Raw genomic sequence first — 22,305 nt, 5'->3', positions numbered from 1 at the left:
CGCACGTGAGGGCCGAGTTGCCGTGATGTGAATGCGGGGTGGGTGCCAGACATTTCGCCTATTGTCGCATACGCGAGACGACAGTTATATGGCGGCTGATCGTTGATTCGGCGCTTTTGTGCGCGATGGCGCGGCTGGGCACGCGGTTTTCGGGTCTGGTGGTGGGTAGCCAGCGGGGCGTCCGGCGACGTACGGCCGGTCAATCGGCCTCGACCGGGTGTATGGTGGGGCGGCAATCCTCGGATATCTCTACGTGAAGGGAGGTGGCTATGAGCGTTTCTCTGCTCTCGAAGATGCATGTCAACGGCTATGAAGTAATCCACGCCAGCGGCGGCCCCTGGAAGGTGCGCACCCAGGCGGATCGGTTGAGTTCGTTCGGCACCCGGGAAGAAGCCATGGCCTATGTGGTGTCGCTGCCGATGCACAAGGTGCGGCCGGCGAAAAACAGCCGATAACCGATGCGTTGACGCGCTTGAACCCCGGCACCGCCGGGGTTTTCTGCGTTGGTGACAGCGCCTGCGTGCGGTGAGGCACGCGGGTTACCAGCTCATGCGCACACCGATAGTCGCGGAGACGGCTTCCTGCTGGCGGGCATCGATATTGCTGCCGTAGTCGAGGCTGGCGTAGAGGCGGACATCGCGGCTCAGTTTCGCCACCACGCCGGCACCGAAGTCCAGGGTGCTGCCGGTATGGTCGGTCTTGATCGGGTAACCGTCGAAGGTGGCGGTATCGCGTCCCTTGAAGTCGTGCCAGAGATTGCCGCGTACATAGGGTTCGAGGGGCACCTCGCCGGCGACGTACGAGCCTTTGGCGCGCACGCCAACGCGACCTTTCAGATATTCCTGGGTGTCGAAGCCGACCCGCGAGATGCCGTCGTCATCGTTGTCCATCGAGACCTTCTGGCCGATCAGTTGGACCTGGGGCTCGATGACCCAGCGCTCGGATACCGGCAGCGGATAGCCGCTTTCCACGGAGAGCGTCACGGCATGCCCCTTGAGGTCGAGTTTGACGCCGCGGTCGGAGCGGGCCTTGCCGTTGTAGCGCGTGCCCATGGCGACGGTGTCGACATACCAGTCGGTGGGGCCGGTCAAGGTCCAGTAGGCGCCCAGGCTGTCGCCGTTGAGGCGCAGGTCGCCGGCTTCGCGATCCTGGAATCCCCCGGTGAAACCCCGTACGTCACCGTCCAGGCGGGCATGGCTGACGAACAGCCCGGCATGTTGCCGGTAGCCGTCCGCGCTGGTCGACCCGAAGAGGTCGTGACCGGCCTGGAAGCCCCAGATGGTGCTGTCGAGGCTCGGGTTCACATCCCCCGACCAGCTCTGCCGCGAACGGCTGGCGAAGGTGCGCGCCCAGCCGGCCGGCAGGTCGCCGTTTTCGCGCAACAGGTCCTGCTCGCCCTGGCGCTCATGGAAAGTGCCCAGCGTGGTCTGCGCGAGCAGCGCGGCGGCCGGGGTGACGACTGCGTCGATCGGCACCTCGGGACGGTAGAAGGGAATGGTTTCTCCGGGTTCGGGCGTCGGCAGGCCGGGGAAGACCGGGGTCGGCAGCGGCGTGACCGGTCCTTCCGGGCTCGGTCCGGTCACGGCGGAGCGCAGGTACCAGTTGTTTTCCGTGCCGGCGGTGACCCCGCCCTTGAACAGGTAGTAGTCGAAGGCACCGGCGGATGCCGGGCTTGCCATGCTGAAGGCATTGGCGCTGCTGGTGGCGCCCTGGTTGGCCTCGACCACCTGGATACCGTTCTGCAGGGTCTCGGCACCGCCGCCGCCGAGGTTGCTGACCTCGATGGCGGTCGTGCCGGACAGCGTACCCTGGGACACTACCAGCCGGTCGGAGGGTGAGTCATCGCCGGCAAGGATACTGTGCAGCTTCAGGTGGCCGCTGTTGCCGACATAGTTGCCGACCACCGTGAAACGGTCGTCGGCCTGCGCGCCGCCGCTGGTGAGGTTGATCGTACCGGCGTTGGTCAGGGTGACATTCTGCCCGGCGGTGAAGGCCCTGAGCACGCCGCTGTGGGAGCTGAGGCTGCTGCTGGCATCGATATCCAGGGTGCCCGTGCCGGTGCCGGTGTCTCCCAGGACCAGGCTGTCATTGAGGGTCATCTGGCTGCCCTGGGTAAGGCTCACCGTTTCCCAGTTGACGTAGCGCGCGCCATTGATCGGCGTACTGGCCTGGAACGTCAACTGGTCGGTGCCTTCTCCGCCATCCACCGAGGGGGTGGAGGAGAGGGTCGCATCCGAGAGACCGTCGAGCAGCGCCCGGTCATTGTCGAGCCCCATCAGGATGGCCCCGCGGATGATGCCGGCGTTGCGCCAGTTGAAGAAGTCCGCGCCGGCGCTCATGCGGATTTCACCGTTTATTGTCCCGTCGCTGACCAGGATCTGATCGTCGCCACCGCTGACACTGATGTTGCCGCCGATGGTTCCGCCCTTGACGAGGATGGTGTCCTTGCCGAAGCCGGTCACCAGGTTGCCGACGATAGTGCCGCCTTCCATGTCGAACAGGTTGTCGTCCAGTTTCATGTCGACGCGCCCGATGGACCCGCCCGTCATGTGAGCCCTGTCGCCATCCTCGAACTCATCGACGATGACCCCGCCGCTCATCTCGAAGGTGTCCAGGCCGTCCCCCTGGTGCAGCGACTGGATCTGTCCGCCGGTCATGGTGAAATTGTCGGTTCCACTGCCTTCATCGACATCACCGTGGATCGTGCCACCACCGATGACGACCCGATCGTCGCCCGTGCCGAAGACCACGGGGCCGGTGATGCTGCCGGTGCCGCCGGTGGGCATCGTCAGGCTATTGTTGCCGGCGTTGTCGACGAGTGTCGTGGCTGTTCCGCTGTCGCAGGTGTAGTCATCGTTGCCGGCGGTGGGAGGAGCGAAGGTGCAGGCGGCGCGAGCGCCTTGCAGGGTCAGGAGGAAGAGAAATACAACGCAGAGAGGGCGAAACAGGAAATAAGGCATCGCATTTATCCTTTTTTCAAGGATAGGGCGTAGCCACCACGGCGCATGTTGAGGGCCCTACGCGCTCAACATGGCTGTTTGTGGGGGGTTATAACGTAAAAAAGACCTGCGCATAACTGTCAAAGTTGACAGGTTATGCCCGTGGCAAAACAGGCGTAATGTGAGAGGTTTGGTCCAGTGCTTTTTTCGTCGGGACACCGCCAGGCCTGCTTTTTCGCGATGTTGCCGCCGATTTGTTGAAGCATTCTGTCATATGAAATTTTTCCGTGGCGCGAACCTCGGGCGTAGGGTGTTATCCAATTCTTGATGGGCTGTTTGCAGCCAATAATGAATTCATCCTTCGAGAGAGGCGTCATGAACAGACTTGTCTTCGGTCTGACCCCCTTGCTGGTCATCGGCCTGCTGGTCGTCGCCATCCCCGCCGACGGCGCGGTGGCGGATCCGGCACCGCCTGCCACCTTGCTGCTGGCGCAGAACCTGCCCAACAGCGACAACCCCTATAACAGCCCGATTCGCCGCGCCAATCCCAACAGCCGGCAAGGCTCCGAGTCAGCCACGCCGCCTGTACGCGGCCCCGGTACCCAACCGACGCCGCGCCCTTCGACGATCGAGAACGGGGCGATCCGCAATGGTTACCCGCGTGACCAGCAGGCGCCGATGGCGGTGCCGATCCAGCCCGGGACCCGTGCCGATCCGAACCAGCGTCGCTGAGGCGGGTGGGCGGCAGTGTTTTTTTCTCCCTCCATAAGGAAATGCCCATGTTGCTGAAAACACTCCTGGCGACTTTGTGCACCGGCTCATTGATGAGCCTCCCCGCGCTGGCGGCCAATACGGCTGTGCAGACCTTCCAATCCGAATCGGGGCCGGTGGCCGTCAGCGAAATCGTCGACGGGCTCAAGCACCCCTGGGCCCTGGCGTTCCTGCCCGACAGGCAGGGCATGCTGGTGACCGAGCGTCCGGGCAACCTGCGGGTGGTGAGCCCCGACGGCAAGCTGTCGGCACCGCTGGGCGGTGTGCCCCAGGTCTGGGCCAAGGGCCAGGGCGGCTTGCTCGATGTGGTGCTGTCGCCATCGTTCAAGGAAGATCGCCTGGTCTACCTCTCCTATGCGGAAGGCGGGGGCGAGGGCGGCAAGGCCGGTACGGCGGTGGGGCGCGGGCAGCTGTCGGCCGACCTCGGGCAATTGACCGATTTCAAGGTGATCTTTCGCCAGGAGCCGAAGCTGTCGGTGGGCAATCACTTCGGCTCGCGCCTGGTGTTCGACCGCGACGGCTACCTGTTCATCGCCCTGGGCGAGAACAACGAACGGCCGACCGCCCAGGATCTCGACAAGCTGCAAGGCAAGGTGGTGCGGATCTTTCCTGACGGCCGGGTGCCCGACGACAATCCCTTTGTCGGCCAGCAGGGCGTGCGCCCGGAGATCTGGTCCTACGGCCATCGCAACCAGCAGGGAGCGGCGCTCAATCCCTGGACCGGGACCTTGTGGACCCACGAGCATGGGCCGCGGGGCGGTGACGAGATCAATATCATCGAGCGCGGCAAGAACTACGGTTGGCCGCTGGCAACCCATGGCATCAACTATTCGCTGCAACCGATCCCCGAGGCCCAGGGCAAGACGGTGAAAGGCACCGTGCCGCCCCATCATGTCTGGGAAAAATCCCCCGGTCTCAGCGGCATGGCGTTCTATGATGCCGATCGCTTTCCGAAATGGCGGCACAACCTGTTTATCGGTGCACTGGTGGCCCAGGAGCTGATCCGCCTGCAATTCGATGGCGACAAGGTCATCCATGAAGAGCGCCTGCTGGGCGAACTGAAATCGCGGATTCGCGATGTCCGCCAGGGACCGGACGGCTACCTGTATGTGCTGACCGATGCCGAGAACGGCGCGCTCTACAAGGTGGGCCTGGAGTAGAGGATCACCGCCGCCCGCAGCTTGCTGTTGCCGAAGGCGCTCATCTTGTCGAATTCGCCGTGGCTGACCGGCAGATGCTGGCAGTCCAGCGGCTGCCGGTGCTGGCTGTGGTCGACATCCGGGTCGTGCAGGTAGACGAATTCCTCGTCGCAATCGGTCACGATCACCCAGTGCGGCGCCTTGGAGCGAGTCAGGCGGTAGCTGCTGATCAGCACCAGCGGCTGGCCGCCGGCCGCCAGCAGGCGCGGCAGATCCAGGGCGCCTCCGAGCACCTGCTCGACATCGGTCTGGCGCAACTCTTCTTCGAAGCCGTCATGCACCAGGCGCATGACGGCTTTTTTATGCTCGTTACGGACACCATTGAGCAGCAGCGGACCGCTGATACTCACTTGCAGGCGCACCCCGAAGCCCCGTCGCCAGGCGGCCAGCGCCAGGCCCTGGGGGCTGCAGCCACCGTGCCCGGAGGTCATGAACACGGTGGTTGCTTCGCGCCAGATCTGTACTTCTTCCCGTCGCGAGGCCTGGCGTTTCGCCTGCAACGCGCCCATGGCCATCAGCAGGCAGGCCGGGCCGCAGGTGAACTCGGTGGTCTGGGCGTAGTAGGGCACCTGCGCCTCACGATTGGCGTGATGCTGCAGGATGCGTTTTTCCAGGCGCAGGGCATCGGCATGGTCTTCGTAGTAGTCGTTGATCAGGCCGAAGCGGCGATAGCCGTTGTGTTCGTAGAGGGCGATGGCCGCGTGGTTGTCGGTGCGTACCTCCAGGCGCAGGTACGCGCAGTCATGTTCCAGGGCACAGGCTTCGCTGCGTTGCAGCAGCTGTTTACCGAGGCCGATGCCACGTGCGTGGGGCGCGATGGCAATCGAATACAGGCGTGCCAGCGAAGTGCCGCGGTGAAACAGCACCAGGGCATAGCCGGCCAGTTGCCCGTCGACCTGCTGGGCGACGATCAGCCGGGCGTGGGCCCGACTGACCATCCAGTGGAAGCTGCGGGCGGTCAGGCGATCGGTGGTGAAACAATGCTCTTCCAGCTGCAGCAGTGCAGCCAGGTCATCGGTTGTCGCAAGGCGAAAGACGAGATCCATATAACCACCGTAAAAGTTGCGTAACGGAACGGGACTTTCTGAAAACTTCGTGCTTAATAGAAAGCATCTTGTTCAACGGATCGATCTCTATGTCAGCGGTACAAGGTCATTGGCGCGAAGTATCCGGGCAAAGTTTGCCGACAGCAATATCCACGGCAACTTATTTATCTCCGACGAGCAATCCAGGCAGTCAGTTGGTTATTATTGTCGAGCGCAAGGAAGACTGGGCGTCGTACTTTCCCAGCGAGGATATCGTCACCGCGCAGGAGTACCTGGAGCAGTCCCGTGTCAATGAGCCGGGCAAGCGCGTGCAGGTGATCAACCTGTGCCGCAGCTACAAGTACCTGGGGCATGGCTACTACTGTTCACTGCTGGCCGAGGCCCGTGGGCACAAGGTCATTCCCTCGGTCCGGACCATCAGCGAACTGACGCGCAAGGCGCTGTACGGGCTGGCCCTGGATGACCTCGACAAGACCCTGGGCAAGGCTCTTGGCGATCATCTTTATCGGGACACCGAGGGGTTTACCCTGACCCTTTACTTTGGCACTACTGTTATCGAGCCATTGCAGGAACTTGCCCGGCAGCTGTTTGAAGTGTTTCCCTGCCCGATATTGCTGGTGGAGTTCAAGAAGAGTAACAGTTGGCATATCGAAGGGGTCAAGGCTGGAACTTTGCACAAGTTGCGCGAAGACCAGGAAGATCACTTCGCCCAGTCCCTCGACAGTTTCAGTCGCAAGATCTGGCGGGTGCCACGTTCGCGTCGCCTGGCCCGTTATGACCTGGCGATCCTGCACGACCCCCAGGAAGCGCTGCCCCCTTCGAATGCCAAGGCGCTGGAGAGTTTTATCCGGGTCGGCAAGGGCTTGGGCATCGACGTCGAGCTGATCGAGAAGAAGGACTATGGACGGATCGCCGAATACGATGCGCTGCTGATCCGCGAGACCACCAGCGTCGACAACCACACCTACCGTTTCGCCAAGAAGGCCGAGAGCGAGGGGCTGGTGGTGATGGACGATCCGGCATCGATCCTGCGCTGCACCAACAAGGTCTACCTGACCGACCTGCTCAAGAGTCACAAGCTGGGCATGCCGGCCACCGAGATTCTCTACAAGGAACGACCGGAAGACTTCGAGCGGGTCGGCGACCGCCTGGGCTTCCCGCTGGTGCTGAAGATCCCCGACGGCTGTTTTTCCCGTGGCGTGATCAAGGTCGAAAGCCAGCAGGCGCTGCTGGAAGCCACCGCCGAACTGTTCGAGCACTCGGTACTGTTGCTGGCCCAGGAGTTCTTCTACACCGAATACGACTGGCGCATCGGGGTGCTCAACCGCAAGCCGATCTTCGCCTGCCAGTACTTCATGTCCAAGGGCCACTGGCAGATCTACAACCACAAGGCCAAGGGCCAGGATGTCAACGGTGAATGCCGGACCCTGGCGGTTCACGAAGCACCGCGCGCGGTGGTCGAACTGGCCGTGAAGACCGCCAACCTGATCGGCGACGGGCTCTATGGGGTGGATCTCAAGCAGTCCGGCGACAAGGTGGTGGTGATTGAAGTCAACGACAACCCGAACATGGATGCCGGGATCGAGGACGCCTACCTGCAGGACGACCTGTATGGGCTGGTGCTCGAGGAGTTTGTCCGGCGCCTGGAGCTCAAGCGTCGCGGCCAGGCCTGGTAGAGGGGGGCGGCGATGATCAAGAGTTTCGAGTTGCAGCATGGCGCGCTACGCGCGGTCGAGCGCCTGGATGCCGGGGTGATGCTGTTCAGCAATCCCGACGCGGCGGAACGGGATCTGTTGCACAGCCATTTCAAGCTCGACGAACACGCCCTGGCCTCGGCCCTCGATCCGGACGAGGTGTCGCGCATCGAGTTCCACCCCGACAACCTGTTTCTGATCTGGAAGCGGCCGCTGAATTACTCGGGGGCCGGCAGCCTGTCCTTCGAGGTGTCGTCCTGCGGCCTGCTGTTCTGCGCCGACCGCCTGCTGGTGATCGCCACCGACGATGCCCAACTCGACAGCCTCGGTACCCGCAAGGCCCTGCACACACCGCTCGATGTGCTGCTGGAGATGCTCTTCAACAATATCCATCACTACCTCGGGCACCTGAAGGTGATCAAGATGGTCGCCCGCGAGCTGCAGCAGAAATTCTATGCGTCGATGGAAAACCGTCATCTGATCCAGATGTTCAACCTCAGCGAAAGCCTGATCTATTACATCAACGCCCTGCACAGCAATGGCGCGGTGTTGACGCGGCTGCGCAACCACGCCCAGAAGGAAGCCTTCAGCGAGCAGGCGATCGGCCTGATCGACGACCTGATCATCGAGAACAACCAGTGCTACAAGCAGGCGGAGATCTATTCCAACGTGTTCTCCGCGCTGATCGATGCCCGTGGCAACCTCATGAACAACAGCACCAACGGCCTGTTGCGCAAGCTGACGCTGATCAACGTGGTGTTCCTGCCGCTCAACCTGATTGCCAGCATCGGCGGCATGTCCGAATACAGCATGATGACCGCCGGTACGCCGTGGTGGGTGTCCTATCCGTTGTTCCTGGCGGCGATGCTTGCCGGAGCCGGGCTGATGGTGCTCGGGCTCAAGCGGATGGCCGGGAACACCGACCGGGCCACCTGAGCCGTCGATCCTCGCAGGAGCCGCGCTTGCTCGCGAATACCGCTGCACGCGCCGCAAGATGGAAGTGAATGGCCGTCTTCGCCGGTTCGCGAGCAAGCTCGGCTCCTACAAGGGTAGGGTGGGAGCGGGTTGCAGGGTCAGGACTTCGAAGCCTTCGGCGGTGACGGCCACGGTGTGTTCCCATTGCGCAGAAAGGCTGCCGTCACGGGTCACCACGGTCCAGCCGTCCTTCAGGTCGCGCACCCGGGCACTGCCCTGGTTGAGCATCGGCTCGATGGTGAAGACCATGCCTTCGCGCAACACCAGCCCCGTGCCCGGCCTGCCGAAATGCAGGACCTGCGGTTCCTCGTGCATCTGCCGGCCGATACCATGCCCGCAATACTCGCGGACCACGCTGTAGCCATTGGCTTCGGCGTGGTTCTGGATCGCGTGGCCGATATCCCCCAGCCGGGCCCCTGGCCTGACCACGCCGATACCTGCCCAGAGCGCCTCGAACGTCTTGTCCACCAGGCGCCGGGCCTTGGCGCTGACTTCACCGATCAGGTACATCTTGCTGGAGTCGGCGATAAAACCGTTCTTTTCCAGGGTGATGTCGATATTGACGATATCGCCTTGCGCCAGGATTGCCCGGGCATCGGGCATGCCATGGCAGACCACCTCGTTGATCGACGTATTGATGGAGTAGGGATAGTCGTACTGGCCCTTGCTGGCCGGACGGGCCAGCAGTTCCTGGCGGATAAAGGCCTCGACCCGGCGATCCAGCTCCAGGGTCGACAGGCCCGGAGCCACCAGCCCGTCGAGCATGTTGAACACCTGGGCCAGCAGGCGCCCGGCCTCACGCATCAGCGCCAGTTCGGCGGGTGTCTTGATCAGGCCGACCGCCATCAGCTGCGCCCTCGGATCAGGTCGTCCCGGTTCAGCAGCAGGCGGTTGACCAGATCGTTGTAGCCCAGCTGTGGATTGAGCTCGGCCAGCAGGCCCAGCTTGATCCAGAACTCGGCCTGGGCGTTGATCGAGCGATCCATGGCGGCACTGGCCATGCGCAGTTGTTCGTGCAGTTCATCGGAGATCTTGACGATACCCATGGGCTTCTCTCGGATTGGTAATATATGAATCGTATATGTTTCATATATTCCAGGCAAGCAGGCGTCGGCGCTCCCCATTGACTTGCCCGGCGCTCCCGGCTAATTTCGACCCATGACCTGCACCCACGTTCTTCCTCAGCCAAGCATTATTACCGCCATTCCTTATCTGGCGGGCTGACCTGTATCTGTTACCCAAACCCGCCTCCGAGGCGGGTTTGTTGTTTCTGTCTCCGAGGCCAAGCGATCACCCGGAGAGTCCCATGAGTACCGACACCGCCAGTCAACTATCGAGTAGAGAATCACCGAGTAGCGAATCCCTGTTGCTGGGCAGCTATGTGCGCAAGATTCTTGCTGCCCCGGTCTACGACCTGGCGATCCGTACGCCGTTGCAGCCGGCCCCGGCGCTGTCCCTGGCGCTGGGCAACCAGATCCTGCTCAAGCGCGAAGACCTGCAACCGACCTTTTCCTTCAAGATCCGCGGTGCCTACAACAAACTGGTGCAGCTCGACGAAGCCCAGCGCCGTTGTGGCGTGATCACCGCCTCGGCGGGCAACCATGCCCAGGGTGTGGCGCTGGCGGCGCGGACACTGGGTATCCAGGCAACCATCGTCATGCCCACCAGTACTCCCGAACTCAAGGTGAAGGGTGTACGCAGCCGCGATGCCATCGCGGTCCTGCACGGCGAGAGCTTTCCTTTCGCCCTGGCCCATGCCTTGAACCTGGCACAGGAGCGCGGCTGCACCTTTGTCTCGCCGTTCGACGATCCCGAGGTGATTGCCGGCCAGGGTACGGTGGCGATGGAGTTGCTCAACCAGCACCAGGGGGCGCTGGATGCGATCTTCGTTCCGGTCGGCGGTGGCGGCCTGATCGCCGGGATCGCCGCCTACGTCAAATACCTGCGCCCGCAGGTGCGGATCATCGGCGTCGAGTCGGAACATTCCAACTGCCTTCAACTGGCGTTGCAGGCAGGGGAGCGGGTGGTCCTGCCCCGGGTCGGGACTTTCGCCGATGGCGTGGCGGTCGCGCAGATCGGTGCGCATGGGTTCGAGGTCTGTCGCCGGCATGTCGATGAAGTCATCACCGTCAGCAACGACGAGCTGTGCGGTGCCATCCGCGATATCTACGACGATACCCGGTCCATCACCGAGCCTTCGGGGGCATTGGCGGTGGCGGGTATCAGGAAGTATGTGACGCTCAATCGGCTCACGGGCCAGACGCTGGTGGCGATCAACTCCGGCGCCAATATCAACTTCGACAGCCTGCGTCATGTCGCGGAACGCGCGGCCCATTGCGAGCCGCGGGTAGCGCTGAGCTGAGCGGTGCCGGTCAGGGCAGCAACGGGCGCATGAAGCTGCGCTCGTAGCTGAGGATGAACTTCTTCTCCATCACCGAAGCCACCAGCGCGGCGCTTTCGGGATCGGTCAGGGCGATATGGCGGTAGCTTTCGTAGTCGGCCAGGGAGGCGAAGCTGAACAGGCAGTAGGCGATATTGCTTGCGCCCTCCGAGGGCAGGAAGTAGCCGTGATGAGTACCGCCCAGGCGTTCGACGATACGGATCCAGGCCCTGGAGTAGGCTTCGAAGTCGGCCAGTTGATATGGATCAATGACGTACTTGACGTGGCAGGTGATCATGCAGGCATTCCCTGGCGGTTATTCACTGACGGCTTTCTTGGTCAGCTTGGACGGGGTCCAGATGCGGTAGCGGATTTCCACGTCGTCCGGGGCGTAGATCACCAGCGGCAGCTTGCTGTTGTAGCGCAGCATGTAGCCGGTGCCGATCACCGGGACAAAGTCTTTCTTGGCCTTGGCGCCGGGCGGGCAGGCCATCAGCGTGGATACCGGTCCGCTGACGCTTTCCAGGCGGTAGTAGGAGTAGCTCCAGCCTTCCAGGTTCTTCTCGTCGAGATTGCCGCCCAGGCGTTTCTGGTTGCAGTCGACGGGCAGGGTCTTGCCGGCGATGATTTCCACCCGGTGATCGGAGTCCTTGGTCATCTTCGGTACCCGGATGACCGTGCGGGTGAAGCCGTCTTCCGCTTTCGGGAAGGGGGCCAGGTCCGATTTGTCGGCGGCGACCGCGCTGGCGGCAGTGGTCAAGGCCAGCAGGAATGTGGCGGCGATAGTCGTCGAATTCATGAGCTCTCTTGCCCTGTCAGGAGGGAGCTATCCCTCGTGTGAGTGGCGCAGTCCGGGCGGTATGCCGGAGGGCTGCGGTGGTTTCTGTCCGGGTGCCCCGATCAAGTTGCCAAGATAAGGGCAAATTGCACTATGCCAAAGCACTTTTCTTGCATTCTGCATAGCGTCACTTTGCTATTAGTGGGTCAAAGTCATTGTTTTTCCAGCAAACAATTATTCATCTCGACGGGCATGTTTCCTGCTGTATTGGAAAGACACCCACCGGCCCGATTGTCGGACGAATAACCTTAACAGCCGGAAAAAAACGGCCTAGTCTTGAAGGTGGTTTCGTTGTCCAGGATAGGGCGGAGCGGGCCAATCGTGGGTTGTAAGACGGCCACTGGCCGTTGCCACAATAAAATCTGGCAGCCTCATAGAACGGAGAGAGTCGCCATGCTATCGCTATCAACGCTGGAGTTACGCAACATCATTGAAAGCAGTTTCCTGCCGATGCGCTGCCAATGCACCCTGGGGGCCGATGAGTCCCTGACCGTGAAAGTGTTCGACAAGAAATCCGAACGGGTGGATCTGGTGGTGACCGGGATCTGCGCCTCGAAGCTGGACAGCAATCGGGCCATTTCCGAACTGATCGCCGAACTGCGCTACGACCTTGAACATGGCCAGGACGGTCATTACGGCGAGGCACGGGCGCGGGCTCGTTGAAACACCCCGGCTGACTTCATCTTCTTCTTTGCCGACGCCCCCCTGCAGGCAGGGGGCGTCGCCTGCAGAAAATCTTTCCCGCCATGGGATAGATACCTTAACGCCAGTGTCGAACTGCCAGTAAACTGCGCGCTTTCCCCTCGTACTCTTGATTTCCAGAGGTTTTGCATGACACTCAGTCCTTTTGCGGGCAAACCGGCACCGGCACAGCTGCTGGTAGATATCCCGCGACTGGTATCGGCCTATTACACCGGCCAGCCCGATGCAGCGATCTCCACCCAGCGTGTCGCCTTCGGCACCTCCGGGCATCGGGGCAGTTCGTTCGAGCTGAGTTTCAATGAATGGCACGTCCTGGCCATCAGCCAGGCCATCTGCCTGTACCGCCAGTCCCAGGGGATCGATGGTCCGTTGTTCGTCGGTATCGACACCCATGCGCTGTCCACCCCGGCCGGTGCCAGTGCCCTGGAAGTCTTTGCCGCCAACGGCGTGCACACCATGATTGCCCAGGGGGATGAATACACGCCGACGCCGGCGGTGTCCCATGCCATCATCTGCTACAACCGTGGCCGTACTTCCGGCCTGGCGGATGGCGTGGTGATCACCCCGTCCCACAACCCGCCGGAAAGCGGTGGCTTCAAGTACAACCCGCCCAATGGCGGTCCCGCCGATACCCACATCACCAAGTGGATCGAAGCCAAGGCCAACGAACTGCTGGGCAACCAGTTGGCCGGCGTGCAGCGCATCAGCTACGAGAAGGCGCTCAAGGCCGACACCACGCACCGTCATGACTACCTCAACAGCTATGTCGCCGACCTGGTCAATGTCATCGACATGGACGTCATCCGTGGCGCCAACCTGCGCCTGGGCGTCGATCCCCTGGGGGGTGCCGGCGTGCGCTACTGGTCGGCGATCGCCGATCACTACCGGTTGAACCTGGAGGTGGTGAATACCGAGGTCGACCCGACCTTCCGTTTCATGTGCGTCGACTGGGACGGCAAGATCCGCATGGACCCGTCCTCCAGCCATGCGATGCAGGGCCTGATCGGCCTGAAGGAGCGTTTCGACGTGGCCTTCGCCTGCGATCCCGACCATGACCGCCACGGTATCGTTACTCCGTCCGGTGGCCTGCTGGCGCCGAACAGCTACCTGGCGGTGTCCATCGACTACCTGTTCCAGAATCGTCCGCAGTGGCGCAGCGATGCCGCGGTCGGCAAGACCGTGGTCAGCAGCGGCCTGATCGACCGCGTGGCGGCACGCCTGGGGCGGCGCCTGTACGAAGTGCCGGTGGGCTTCAAGTGGTTTGCCGACGGCCTGTTCGACGGCTCCCTCGGCTTTGGTGGCGAGGAGAGTGCCGGGGCGTCGTTCCTGCGCAAGGATGGCAGCGTCTGGTCCACCGACAAGGACGGCCTGATCCCGGCGCTGCTGGCGGCGGAAATGACCTCGCGTACCGGGCGCGACCCGAGCCAGATCTACCGTGGCCTGACCGACGAACTGGGCGAACCGTTCTCCGTGCGCGTCGATGCCAAGGCGACGCCGGCGCAGAAGGCGCTGCTGAGCAAGCTGTCGCCGGAGCAGGTGACCTCGACGCAACTGGCCGGCGAAGCGATTCAACAGATTCTCAGCCATGCGCCGGGTAACGATCAGGCGATCGGCGGGCTGAAGGTCATGACCGAGAACGGCTGGTTCGCCGCGCGGCCTTCGGGTACCGAGGATATCTACAAGATCTACGCCGAGAGCTTTATCGGCGACGATCACCTCAAGCGCCTGGTGGCAGAGGCCCAGGTGCTGGTGGATGGAGCTATTTCCGCCAACTGATCCAGGCTTGATCGGCCATGTAAAAGGGGTGAGTGACCTGCGTCGCCCACCCCTTTTTTTTTGATCGTTCCCACGCTCTGCGTGGGCATGCAGCCCGTGACGCTCTGCGTCACAAAGCGGACACAGAGCATCCGGTGAAGCATTCCCACGCTGGAGCGTGGGAACGATCAGGGCTTCTACGCCAGGTCCACCAGAATGATCTCGCTGTCCTGCACGGCGGTGATCCGCAGCACCTCTTCCTCGGCCACGGCCACGCCGTCACGTGCTTCGGCGCGCAGGCCATTGACCTCGATCACCCCGGTGGCCGGCACCAGGTAGGCGCGGCGCTTGCCGTCCAGGCGGTATTCGGTGCTTTCACCGGCCTTCAGGTTGGCGGCGACCAGGCGGGCATCGGCACGAATCCGCAGGCTCTGGTCATCGCCAGCCTTGCCACTGGCGAGGGTGACGAAACCTTCGCCACGCTCGCCCTTGGGAAACGGCTTGGCACCCCAGGAGGGAGCCGAGCCGGCTTCGTTGGGGATGATCCAGATCTGGAAGATCCTGGTGGGCGTCGATTCCAGGTTGTACTCGCTGTGAGCGATCCCGGTGCCGGCGCTCATCACCTGGACATCGCCGGCTTCGGTGCGACCCTTGTTGCCAAGGTTGTCCTCGTGGCTGATGGCACCTTCGCGGACATAGGTGATGATTTCCATGTCCCGGTGCGGGTGTTGCGGAAAACCGGTGCCAGGGGCGATCACGTCGTCGTTCCAGACCCGCAGGTTGCCCCAGTTCATGCGCTGCGGATCATGGTATTCGGCGAACGAAAAGTGGTGGTGCGCATCCAGCCAGCCGTGGTGAGCGCCGCCCAGGGTGTTGAAGGGCCTGAGTTGCAGCATGAGTCTTCTCCTGTTCAGGTTCGTCGTGGGCTGGCGCGGGCCAGGGCAGGACGGTGACCGGTTGATGATGGTCCTATGATCGATCAAACCAATATCGATAAAAAGCGTAAATAATGCTTCAAAATAATCGATATAGTTGATGTGTTTCCGTGCCTCCAATGATGTCTCCACTTTCAATTCGTCGCCTAAACAGCTGATAGACAAGCAATTGACTAGAACTCCAGGCGTAATGGAGCGACCATAGGCCTCCCGTCCGGACAGCCTCAGACCTGGAGTCAGCGTGTCGTCATACACCCCCGAACCGCCCGCCGAACTTTCCTCCCTGGCCCAGTTGCCGCTGCTCAAGCGCCTGATGGCCCGCCTGCTGGGCAGTGGCCTGAGCCGGCTGCGGGCGCAGCACGTGGCGTCCTGGTTGCAGGGGCAGGCGGATGGCTTCCGTAGCGGCCACAGTGCCGGTGTGGAATACGGTTACCAGGAAGGGCGCGCCGACGGCCTGGAAGAGGGGCGGCAGGTGCTGTTGATCCGCGATACGCGTCCTGCGGAACACCGCGCGCCCGGGGTCGACGGCAACCTGTTCGACGACTGGCGCCTGCCGCTGGGGGCCGAGCTGAAGAAGCTCATCAAGGCGGACGTTGCCCGCCTGTTGCCGGCCCATGCGCAGCCGAGCACGGCGCAATGGAAGATGATCTTCAGCGACACGCCGTCAACTTCGGTGATCGCCGGGGCCGGCGCGGGGAAATCGACGTCACTGGTCCTGCGTATTCTCTTGCTGACCCATTACCTGGGTTTCGAACTCGATTCGCTGACCGTGGTGACCTTTACCCGTGAGTCACGCAAGGACTTCATTGCCAAGCTGATCGAGGTCTTTGCGTTATGGGGGCGTTCCCTCAGTCTCAGGGAAGCCCGGGACGTGGTGCGCACCTTTCATTCGCGGATCCTGCCGATGGTCCGCAGCCTGCCGGGTTTTGCCCAGTTGCAGGCGTTCGAGAACCTCAGTGCGCGCACGCTGTTCGAGGACGAGGGTGCCGACAGCAATCCCTTCGACCTGCGGATCAATGACGCCCAGCGCCAGCAGCTCAATGCCTGCTACCACCGGTTGTATCGCGATGAACCCCGTTTCCGCGAAATCCTGGTGCCGCTGTACAAGCAAGCATTGCAACTCAAGGAGTTGGAGCAGGATCACCCGGACGTACAGAAGCGCATGGCGGTGACCGAGCTCGCCTCCAGGCGCGACGAGGAGCTGTGCGATACCGTCGAGGACCTGTGGTTTCGCGCCGGTGCCTGGCCGATCGAAGGGATCGAGCCGAATCGCGAGACGTTCGATATCAATGGCTCGCCCTTTCATTGCCATGGCTATATCCCGGAGCTGGATGCCTGGGTGGTCCTGGGTTTCGACCCGCGGGAAAGTCCGCAGATCACGCGTCCGGGCTCACGCCTGACGGTGCGCGCGGAGTGGGCGGTGAAGCGCACCCTGTTTCAAGCTTTCTGTCGTAAGCCTTTGATATGGCTTGATAGTTACGAATCGGCCAAGCGGGTTTTGTCCTCCCTGGCTGGCGATGCCACGGCCGGTCCCGGCTTCGATTACAAGGTCAAGGGTGAGCTTGCCTCGGCGCCTCTGCTCGATTGTTTTGTCATGGCAGCCGGGTTTATCGAGAACCTTGGCCTGGACGTCAATGTTGCCGTGGGGCAGATGAGTTTTGCCCAGGATGACCCGGACCGGTTCTTCTTCGAAGCCCTGAGTCTGTTCTGGAAGGCCCTGGAGGCGCATCTGCTTGCGCAATCGCCGCCGATCATGACCTATAACCGGATGTTCTCGCTGTTCGGCGAGAACAGTCCGGAAAACCAGGCCTTGCTCAGCGACGAGCTGCTGCGACCGTTGTCGCACCTGATGATCGACGAGTTCCAGGATGTTTCACCGCAGATCGTCTCCTGGCTACGGGCCAGCCTGCGGGAGGTCCGTCGACGCGGCCCGGCCCTGCATGTCGGGCGTGGGGTGCAGCATTCATCCCTGCTGTGCGTGGGCGATGACTGGCAGTCGATCTATGGCTGGCGGGGCAGCTCGCCCAAATATTTCATGGAGTTCGGCAAGGAATTCCCGTCGCCGGCGACCACCCGGGTGATGCTCAGCGACAACTACCGCAGTCACCAGCACATCATCGACGCGGCCGAACATATCGTGCGGGCGGCCCCGGCCATCGCCGGGAAAAAGGCCAGGGCTGCGGGAGCGCCGAAGGACGTGTTGCCGGTGAATATCCTCGATCGGGACGATGCGGCGCTGGGCCGGCGCCTGGCAGAGCACTATCGGAATGGCGACAGTATCTTGATGCTATTTCGAAAAAGTAGCGATAAGTTATTGATTGAAGAGCATATTCAATCAATAGTTAATGTTGATTCTAGCTTGCCTTTCGAGCAGCGCCGGCTCAAGCAGTTGACCTATCACAGCTCCAAGGGCCTGCAAGCCGATGCGGTGTTCCTGCTCGGCGATTGCCTGCACCTGACCCGCTCACCCTACAAGAACCAGGTCTACCGGATGGCGGGACTGGGCAGGGATGGCGATGCCGAGCCGTACGACAACGCGCAGAAAGACGAGATCCTGCGCCTGGCCTATGTCGGGATCACCCGGGCGGTGAAGCACTGCTATTGGTATCTGGATGGGCAGGATGCCCAGGCGGCGAACGCGCCCAAGGCATCCGATCGGATTGCCGGAGGCAAGGCGTTCTTTGCCGATTTGCGCGTCAGGTCATGAATGGGGAAGGGTTGTCACCAGTTCCCACGCCAGTCCCCATGGTCCCGCTCGCAGATCATGGCTTCAGGCCAGCGCCTTCAGGCTCTGCGGGGGCACAAAGGACTCGAGTTCGGCCTCGACCGCCTCGATGATGCGTTCCACATCGGCGGCATTCATCACCGTGGCGCAGGGGATCCCGGCAATGGCGATCAGGGTTTCGCCACTGGCCCGGTCGAACAGACGGGCGATCAGGCTGCCCGGTGCGTCCATGGTGGCTTCGAAACCCAAGGGGTGAAAATGCCAGCGCATCAATTGGCAGGCATTGGGGAAGGTGACCTTGCTGAAGATTTTGCTCATGGTGCCCACCTGTTTCATTGAGCGCTTCCTTTTGCTCGCGGGTAGGAACGGAAGGACCTCATGGTCCGACCTGGCCGAGTGCTAAAAATAGCACTCGTTCGCAACGGACAGGAGAGTTTTTTCAGGCCGTTCGGCGATTGTTTTCGTGTAATTTGATCTGTGTCATAACTCACCCTCATTTGAGCGCTCCATGTCCGAAGACGATGACGGCCCCGCCCAGACCCGGGCCACCGGCGAAACTGTCCTGCGTTACCACCTGTGCTGGAAACACCGTGACCTGGACGGGGTCATGGCCCTCTATCATCCGGACATCCAGTACCACGACTTCTTCCAGAACCGCCTGCTGGGCCTGGCGGACCTGCGTGAATACGTGTGGGTCAGCATGCCCCGGGAGTCCGACGAGGCACTGGAACACAGCGACCGTATCCGCCTGGACGGCAACACGGCCTTCATTCAATACAAGATCACCCTGCGCGGCGGCGAGGGACTGGTGTCGTTTCGCTCCAGCGAGGCGATCACCGTGCGTGACGGGCTGATCTGGCGGGTCAACGAATACGCTTCCCTGGTGCATGAGCAGCCGGCCCGTTCGGCGACCGGCGTGCTGCGTCCGGCGGTCAGCCGCCTGGGGCTGTCGCCACGGCAACTGAGCTTCATGGCCGACGATCTGCAGCAGTACTTCGAGCGCCAGCAAGCCTACCTCGATCCCGAACTGGACCTGCAACGGGTGGCGAAGGAGTGCGGCTACAGCCGCAACCAGATTTCCTACCTGCTCAACCAGGTGCTCGGCCAGAGTTTCTATCGCTATGTGAACCAGGCGCGACTGCAACATCTGCTGGCGGCGCTGGACAAGGCGGAGCAGCCGGCGCGTATCGACGAACTGGCCTTTGCCGCCGGGTTCAATTCTCTCTCGGCCTTCTACAAGTGCTTTCGCGAGCACACGGGCCTGTCGCCCAAAGCCTATGCCCGGCAAATTTCTCTGCGTGCACGCGCGCAAGACACCTTCTGAGCAGCGGTACTAGGATCACCACCATCTGTTACAGGTTGTGGAGTCTGGAATGCCGGTGTGGCGAAATATCAGTTTATGGATGGATCAGCTCGATGAGCCGCTGACGCCGCGGGCCAGCCTGGAACAGGACCTGGACGTCGACGTGGCGATTATCGGCGCCGGTTACACGGGGCTGTGGACCGCCTATTACCTCAAGCGCCAGGCGCCTGAGCTGAAAGTGGTGATTGTCGAGGCGCAGACCGCCGGCTTTGGTGCTTCCGGGCGCAACGGTGGCTGGGTGATGGGCAACCTGCTGGGCGAGGATCGACTGCTCGCCGGCCTGTCACCGGAACAGCGCCGGGCTTCCTTCGATCTGCTGCACGGCATTCCCGACGAGGTGAAGAGTGTCCTCGATCAGGAGGGCATCGACTGCGATTATCGCAAGGGCGGAGTGCTGTACTGCGCCGCGCGTTACCCCGAGCAGGAACACAGCCTGCGCGCCTATCTGGACAAGCTGTACAAGCAGGGCCTCAACGAGTCCGACTATGCCTGGCTGAGCCCCGAGCAACTGGCCCGGCAGATCCGTGTTGCCCGACCTTACGGCGGGATCTTCGCGCCGCATATCGCCACCGTGCAGCCGGCCAGGCTGGTGCGCGGGCTGGCCCGGGCGGTGGAGCGCCTTGGCGTGCCGATCTATGAAAACAGCCCGGTGACCGATTGGCGTTCCGGCGGCCTGCGCACGGCCAGGGCCCAGGTCCGCAGCCACTGGGTGGTGCCGGCGGTCGAAGGCTACTCGGTGACCTTGCCCCCCCTGGGGCGCTACCAGTTGCCGGTACAGAGCCTGCTGGTGGCGACCGAGCCCCTGTCGGCGGCGACCTGGGACGAAATCGGCCTGAGCCAGGGCCAGGCGTTCAGCGAAAGCAGTCGCCAGGTCACCTACGGCCAGCGCTCCGCCGATAATCGCCTGGTGTTCGGTGCCCGTGGCGGGTATCGCTTCGCCGGCCAGCTACGGCATGACTTCAACCTGACCGAGCAGGAAATCGAACTGCGTCGCTATCTGTTCGGCGAACTGTTCCCGCAGTTGAAGAAAGTCCGTATTACCCACGCCTGGGGCGGCAACCTCGGTATGTCGCGGCGTTTCCAGCCGCACATGCTCTGCGACCGCGCCAACGCTATCGCCCTTGCCGGCGGTTACGGCGGCGAGGGCGTCGGCGCCAGTCACCTGGGCGGGCGCACCCTGGCCGACCTGATCCTGCAGCGGGATACCCAGCGGGTCCACCAGCCCTGGGTGATCCCGCAGGGCGGCCTGGCGGCGCTGAAGGCCTGGGAACCCGAGCCCTGCCGCTGGCTGGGCTACAACGCGATCATTCGCAGCTTTGTCCATGAAGACCAGACCCTGGCCAATCCCAACACCCCGCCGTGGCGCCGCAAGCTGGCCAGCGGCGTGGCCGGGTTCATGGAAGGTTTCATGAAATAACCGGCGCGGCTGCGCCGGGTCATCCACCCGCAGGACTGATCCCATGAGCATTACGCAATTCAAGAACACCGCCACGGCCACCCTCGAAGTCTCCAACCCGGTCGCGGTGCCCCTCAGCGAGCAGGTTTCCGTGGCGTCGGTGACCTGTGTCGAACGCAACGACGGTGTCGAGACCGGCATCTGGGAGTGCACCCCGGGGCGCTGGCGGCGGCAGATCGTCGCCCAGGAGTTCTGTCACTTTATCCAGGGCCGCTGCACCTTCACCCCGGACAACGGCGAAACCCTGCACATAGAAGCCGGCGATGCACTGATGTTGCCGGCAAACAGCACCGGAATCTGGGATATCCAGGAAACCGTGCGCAAGACTTACGTCCTGATTTTCTGATCCCTGATCACTTGAGCCTGCCAACAAAAAAACCATACACAGGAATCCACTCATGATCCGCATGTCCATTGCTCCCTTGATGCTGGTGGCGTCCCTCGCCCAGGCGGGCGAAACCGTCAAGATCTACAACTGGTCGGACTATATCGCCCCGGACACCACCAAGAACTTCCAGACTGAAACCGGGATTGGTTTCAGCTATGACGTCTATGACAGCAACGAGACCCTGGACGGCAAGTTGATGACCGGCAAATCGGGTTACGACGTGGTGTTTCCTTCCAACCACTTCATGGCCCGGCAGATCCAGGGCGGTGCGCTGAAGAAGCTCGACAAGAGCCAGTTGCCGAACTGGAAGAATCTCAATCCGGCCTTGCTCAAGGCGCTGCAGGTCAACGACCCTGGCAACGAACATGGTTTCCCTTACCTGTGGGGCAGCACCGGCATCGGCTACAACATCGACAAGGTCAAGGCGGTGCTGGGGGACAATGCACCGGTGGACTCCTGGGACCTGATCTTCAAGCCGGAGAACATGAAGAAGTTGCAGAAGTGTGGCGTGGCGATTCTCGACAATGGTCCCGAGTTGCTGCCGGCGGCGCTTAATTACCTGGGCTTGCCGCACCACAGCAAGAATGCGGCGGACTACAAGAAGGCCGAGGATCTGTTGATGAAAGTGCGACCCTACGTGGCGTACTTCCATTCATCCAAATACACCTCGGACCTGGCCAATGGCGATATCTGCGTCGCCGTGGGTTTCTCCGGCGATATCCTGCAGGCCGCCAGTCGTGCCACGGAGGCCAGGAATGGCGTGAATATCGGTTATTCGATTCCCAGGGAAGGCGCGGCCATCTGGTTCGACATGGTGGCCATGCCCGCCGATGCACCGGATGAAAAGGCCGGTTATGCCTTCATGAACTACCTGCTGCGTCCGGAGGTCATGGCCGGTATCAGCAACTATGTGAAGTACGCCAACGGCAACTCGGCGGCCGACAGCCTGGTGGACCCGGCGCTCAAGGCGGATACCAAGGTGTATCCGAGCCCGGAGATGATGGGCAAGCTGTTTGCGCTGGAGGCCATGCCGCTGAATATCGACCGGATCCGTACCCGGTTGTGGAACAAGATCAAGACCGGCGAATAATTATCGCGGTATCGGGTCATTGCCTAAAAGGGCGGGAGCGGACTGGATC

21 protein-coding genes are annotated in these 22,305 nt (G+C 62.2%); 13 read left to right on the top strand and 8 right to left on the bottom strand.

Features of this window, described 5'->3' with window-relative positions; all coding sequences use genetic code 11:
* Positions 1–269: 269 nt before the first annotated feature.
* Positions 270–455: a hypothetical protein gene (locus tag ACL9RJ_RS03405; protein ID WP_017127361.1), complete on the top strand. Its 186-nt coding sequence runs from the start codon at positions 270–272 to the stop codon at positions 453–455.
* Positions 456–539: 84 nt separating this feature from the next.
* Here ACL9RJ_RS03405 and ACL9RJ_RS03400 read toward each other — a convergent pair whose 3' ends face one another.
* On the bottom strand, positions 540–2,960 hold the full coding sequence (locus ACL9RJ_RS03400) for an autotransporter outer membrane beta-barrel domain-containing protein (protein ID WP_422764882.1): 2,421 nt from the start codon (positions 2,958–2,960) through the stop codon (positions 540–542).
* Between the two features lie 354 nt (positions 2,961–3,314).
* Between ACL9RJ_RS03400 and ACL9RJ_RS03395 the strand changes: the two genes are divergently transcribed.
* Positions 3,315–3,671 carry a hypothetical protein gene (locus ACL9RJ_RS03395; RefSeq protein ID WP_017127359.1) on the top strand — a complete coding sequence of 119 codons (357 nt, stop codon included), beginning with the start codon at positions 3,315–3,317 and terminating at the stop codon, positions 3,669–3,671.
* A 92-nt stretch (positions 3,672–3,763) separates the two neighbouring features.
* A complete protein-coding gene (locus ACL9RJ_RS03390; protein ID WP_370591013.1) occupies positions 3,764–4,870 on the top strand; it encodes a PQQ-dependent sugar dehydrogenase in 1,107 nt (368 codons plus the stop codon).
* Here the strand turns inward: ACL9RJ_RS03390 and ACL9RJ_RS03385 are convergent.
* On the bottom strand, positions 4,849–5,955 hold the full coding sequence (locus tag ACL9RJ_RS03385) for a GNAT family N-acetyltransferase/peptidase C39 family protein (protein WP_103032570.1): 1,107 nt from the start codon (positions 5,953–5,955) through the stop codon (positions 4,849–4,851). The two genes, ACL9RJ_RS03390 and ACL9RJ_RS03385, sit on opposite strands and share 22 nt — an antisense overlap.
* Before the next feature lie 89 nt (positions 5,956–6,044).
* On the opposite strand from ACL9RJ_RS03385, the gene ACL9RJ_RS03380 reads away from it, so the two are divergent.
* Together ACL9RJ_RS03380 and ACL9RJ_RS03375 are read left to right on the top strand one after the other, a co-directional pair.
* Positions 6,045–7,631, top strand: coding sequence for a RimK family protein (locus ACL9RJ_RS03380; RefSeq protein WP_244861868.1), 1,587 nt, complete (start codon positions 6,045–6,047; stop codon positions 7,629–7,631).
* A gap of 12 nt (positions 7,632–7,643) precedes the next feature.
* Positions 7,644–8,585: a magnesium transporter CorA family protein gene (locus ACL9RJ_RS03375; RefSeq protein WP_017127356.1), complete on the top strand. Its 942-nt coding sequence runs from the start codon at positions 7,644–7,646 to the stop codon at positions 8,583–8,585.
* Positions 8,586–8,690: 105 nt separating this feature from the next.
* Here ACL9RJ_RS03375 and map read toward each other — a convergent pair whose 3' ends face one another.
* Together map and ACL9RJ_RS03365 are read right to left on the bottom strand one after the other, a co-directional pair.
* Positions 8,691–9,470 (bottom strand): type I methionyl aminopeptidase, encoded by a 780-nt coding sequence (gene map / locus ACL9RJ_RS03370; RefSeq protein ID WP_017127355.1) that lies wholly within the window; start codon positions 9,468–9,470, stop codon positions 8,691–8,693.
* Complete coding sequence (locus ACL9RJ_RS03365) at positions 9,470–9,670, bottom strand: ParD-like family protein (protein WP_017127354.1); 201 nt, start codon at positions 9,668–9,670, stop codon at positions 9,470–9,472. The genes map and ACL9RJ_RS03365 overlap by 1 nt, the downstream gene beginning before the upstream one ends.
* Positions 9,671–9,930: 260 nt before the next feature.
* Here ACL9RJ_RS03365 and ilvA point away from each other — a divergent pair, with 260 nt between their 5' ends.
* Positions 9,931–10,986 carry a threonine ammonia-lyase, biosynthetic gene (ilvA, locus tag ACL9RJ_RS03360; RefSeq protein WP_083875392.1) on the top strand — a complete coding sequence of 352 codons (1,056 nt, stop codon included), beginning with the start codon at positions 9,931–9,933 and terminating at the stop codon, positions 10,984–10,986.
* Between the two features lie 10 nt (positions 10,987–10,996).
* Here the strand turns inward: ilvA and ACL9RJ_RS03355 are convergent, their stop codons facing one another.
* Positions 10,997–11,302: an NIPSNAP family protein gene (locus ACL9RJ_RS03355; protein WP_017127352.1), complete on the bottom strand. Its 306-nt coding sequence runs from the start codon at positions 11,300–11,302 to the stop codon at positions 10,997–10,999.
* A gap of 18 nt (positions 11,303–11,320) precedes the next feature.
* The gene (gene eco / locus ACL9RJ_RS03350; protein WP_017127351.1) at positions 11,321–11,803 is read right to left on the bottom strand and encodes a serine protease inhibitor ecotin; all 483 of its coding nucleotides are present in this window, start codon (positions 11,801–11,803) and stop codon (positions 11,321–11,323) included.
* Between the two features lie 432 nt (positions 11,804–12,235).
* Between eco and ACL9RJ_RS03345 the strand changes: the two genes are divergently transcribed.
* Both ACL9RJ_RS03345 and pgm read left to right on the top strand, forming a co-directional pair.
* Complete coding sequence (locus ACL9RJ_RS03345; RefSeq protein WP_017127350.1) at positions 12,236–12,505, top strand: DUF1652 domain-containing protein; 270 nt, start codon at positions 12,236–12,238, stop codon at positions 12,503–12,505.
* Between the two features lie 168 nt (positions 12,506–12,673).
* On the top strand, positions 12,674–14,320 hold the full coding sequence (gene pgm, locus ACL9RJ_RS03340) for a phosphoglucomutase (alpha-D-glucose-1,6-bisphosphate-dependent) (protein ID WP_103032694.1): 1,647 nt from the start codon (positions 12,674–12,676) through the stop codon (positions 14,318–14,320).
* A gap of 176 nt (positions 14,321–14,496) precedes the next feature.
* Here pgm and ACL9RJ_RS03335 read toward each other — a convergent pair whose 3' ends face one another.
* Positions 14,497–15,195: a pirin family protein gene (locus ACL9RJ_RS03335; RefSeq protein WP_103032695.1), complete on the bottom strand. Its 699-nt coding sequence runs from the start codon at positions 15,193–15,195 to the stop codon at positions 14,497–14,499.
* 280 nt (positions 15,196–15,475) lie between these two features.
* Between ACL9RJ_RS03335 and ACL9RJ_RS03330 the strand changes: the two genes are divergently transcribed.
* Positions 15,476–17,941: a UvrD-helicase domain-containing protein gene (locus ACL9RJ_RS03330; protein WP_422764881.1), complete on the top strand. Its 2,466-nt coding sequence runs from the start codon at positions 15,476–15,478 to the stop codon at positions 17,939–17,941.
* A gap of 63 nt (positions 17,942–18,004) precedes the next feature.
* On the opposite strand, the gene ACL9RJ_RS03325 is transcribed toward ACL9RJ_RS03330, so the two are convergent.
* Entirely contained in the window at positions 18,005–18,295 is a 291-nt protein-coding gene (locus ACL9RJ_RS03325) for a DUF1652 domain-containing protein (RefSeq protein WP_017127345.1), read from the bottom strand.
* Between the two features lie 172 nt (positions 18,296–18,467).
* Here ACL9RJ_RS03325 and ACL9RJ_RS03320 point away from each other — a divergent pair, with 172 nt between their 5' ends.
* From ACL9RJ_RS03320 to ACL9RJ_RS03305, 4 genes are read left to right on the top strand one after another with little or no spacing between them, the layout of a single operon-like run.
* A complete protein-coding gene (locus ACL9RJ_RS03320; RefSeq protein WP_422764880.1) occupies positions 18,468–19,283 on the top strand; it encodes a helix-turn-helix domain-containing protein in 816 nt (271 codons plus the stop codon).
* A 49-nt stretch (positions 19,284–19,332) separates the two neighbouring features.
* Positions 19,333–20,739, top strand: a complete 1,407-nt coding sequence (locus ACL9RJ_RS03315; RefSeq protein WP_042935851.1) for an NAD(P)/FAD-dependent oxidoreductase — start codon at positions 19,333–19,335, stop codon at positions 20,737–20,739.
* A 43-nt stretch (positions 20,740–20,782) separates the two neighbouring features.
* On the top strand, positions 20,783–21,124 hold the full coding sequence (locus ACL9RJ_RS03310; protein WP_017127342.1) for a cupin domain-containing protein: 342 nt from the start codon (positions 20,783–20,785) through the stop codon (positions 21,122–21,124).
* Positions 21,125–21,176: 52 nt separating this feature from the next.
* A complete protein-coding gene (locus ACL9RJ_RS03305; RefSeq protein ID WP_017127341.1) occupies positions 21,177–22,256 on the top strand; it encodes a polyamine ABC transporter substrate-binding protein in 1,080 nt (359 codons plus the stop codon).
* Positions 22,257–22,305 lie beyond the last annotated feature (49 nt).

Source organism: Pseudomonas sp. Mn2068, assembly GCF_049319725.1.
Lineage (GTDB): Bacteria > Pseudomonadota > Gammaproteobacteria > Pseudomonadales > Pseudomonadaceae > Aquipseudomonas > Aquipseudomonas gingeri.
This window is presented reverse-complemented; position numbering and strand designations above follow the sequence as displayed.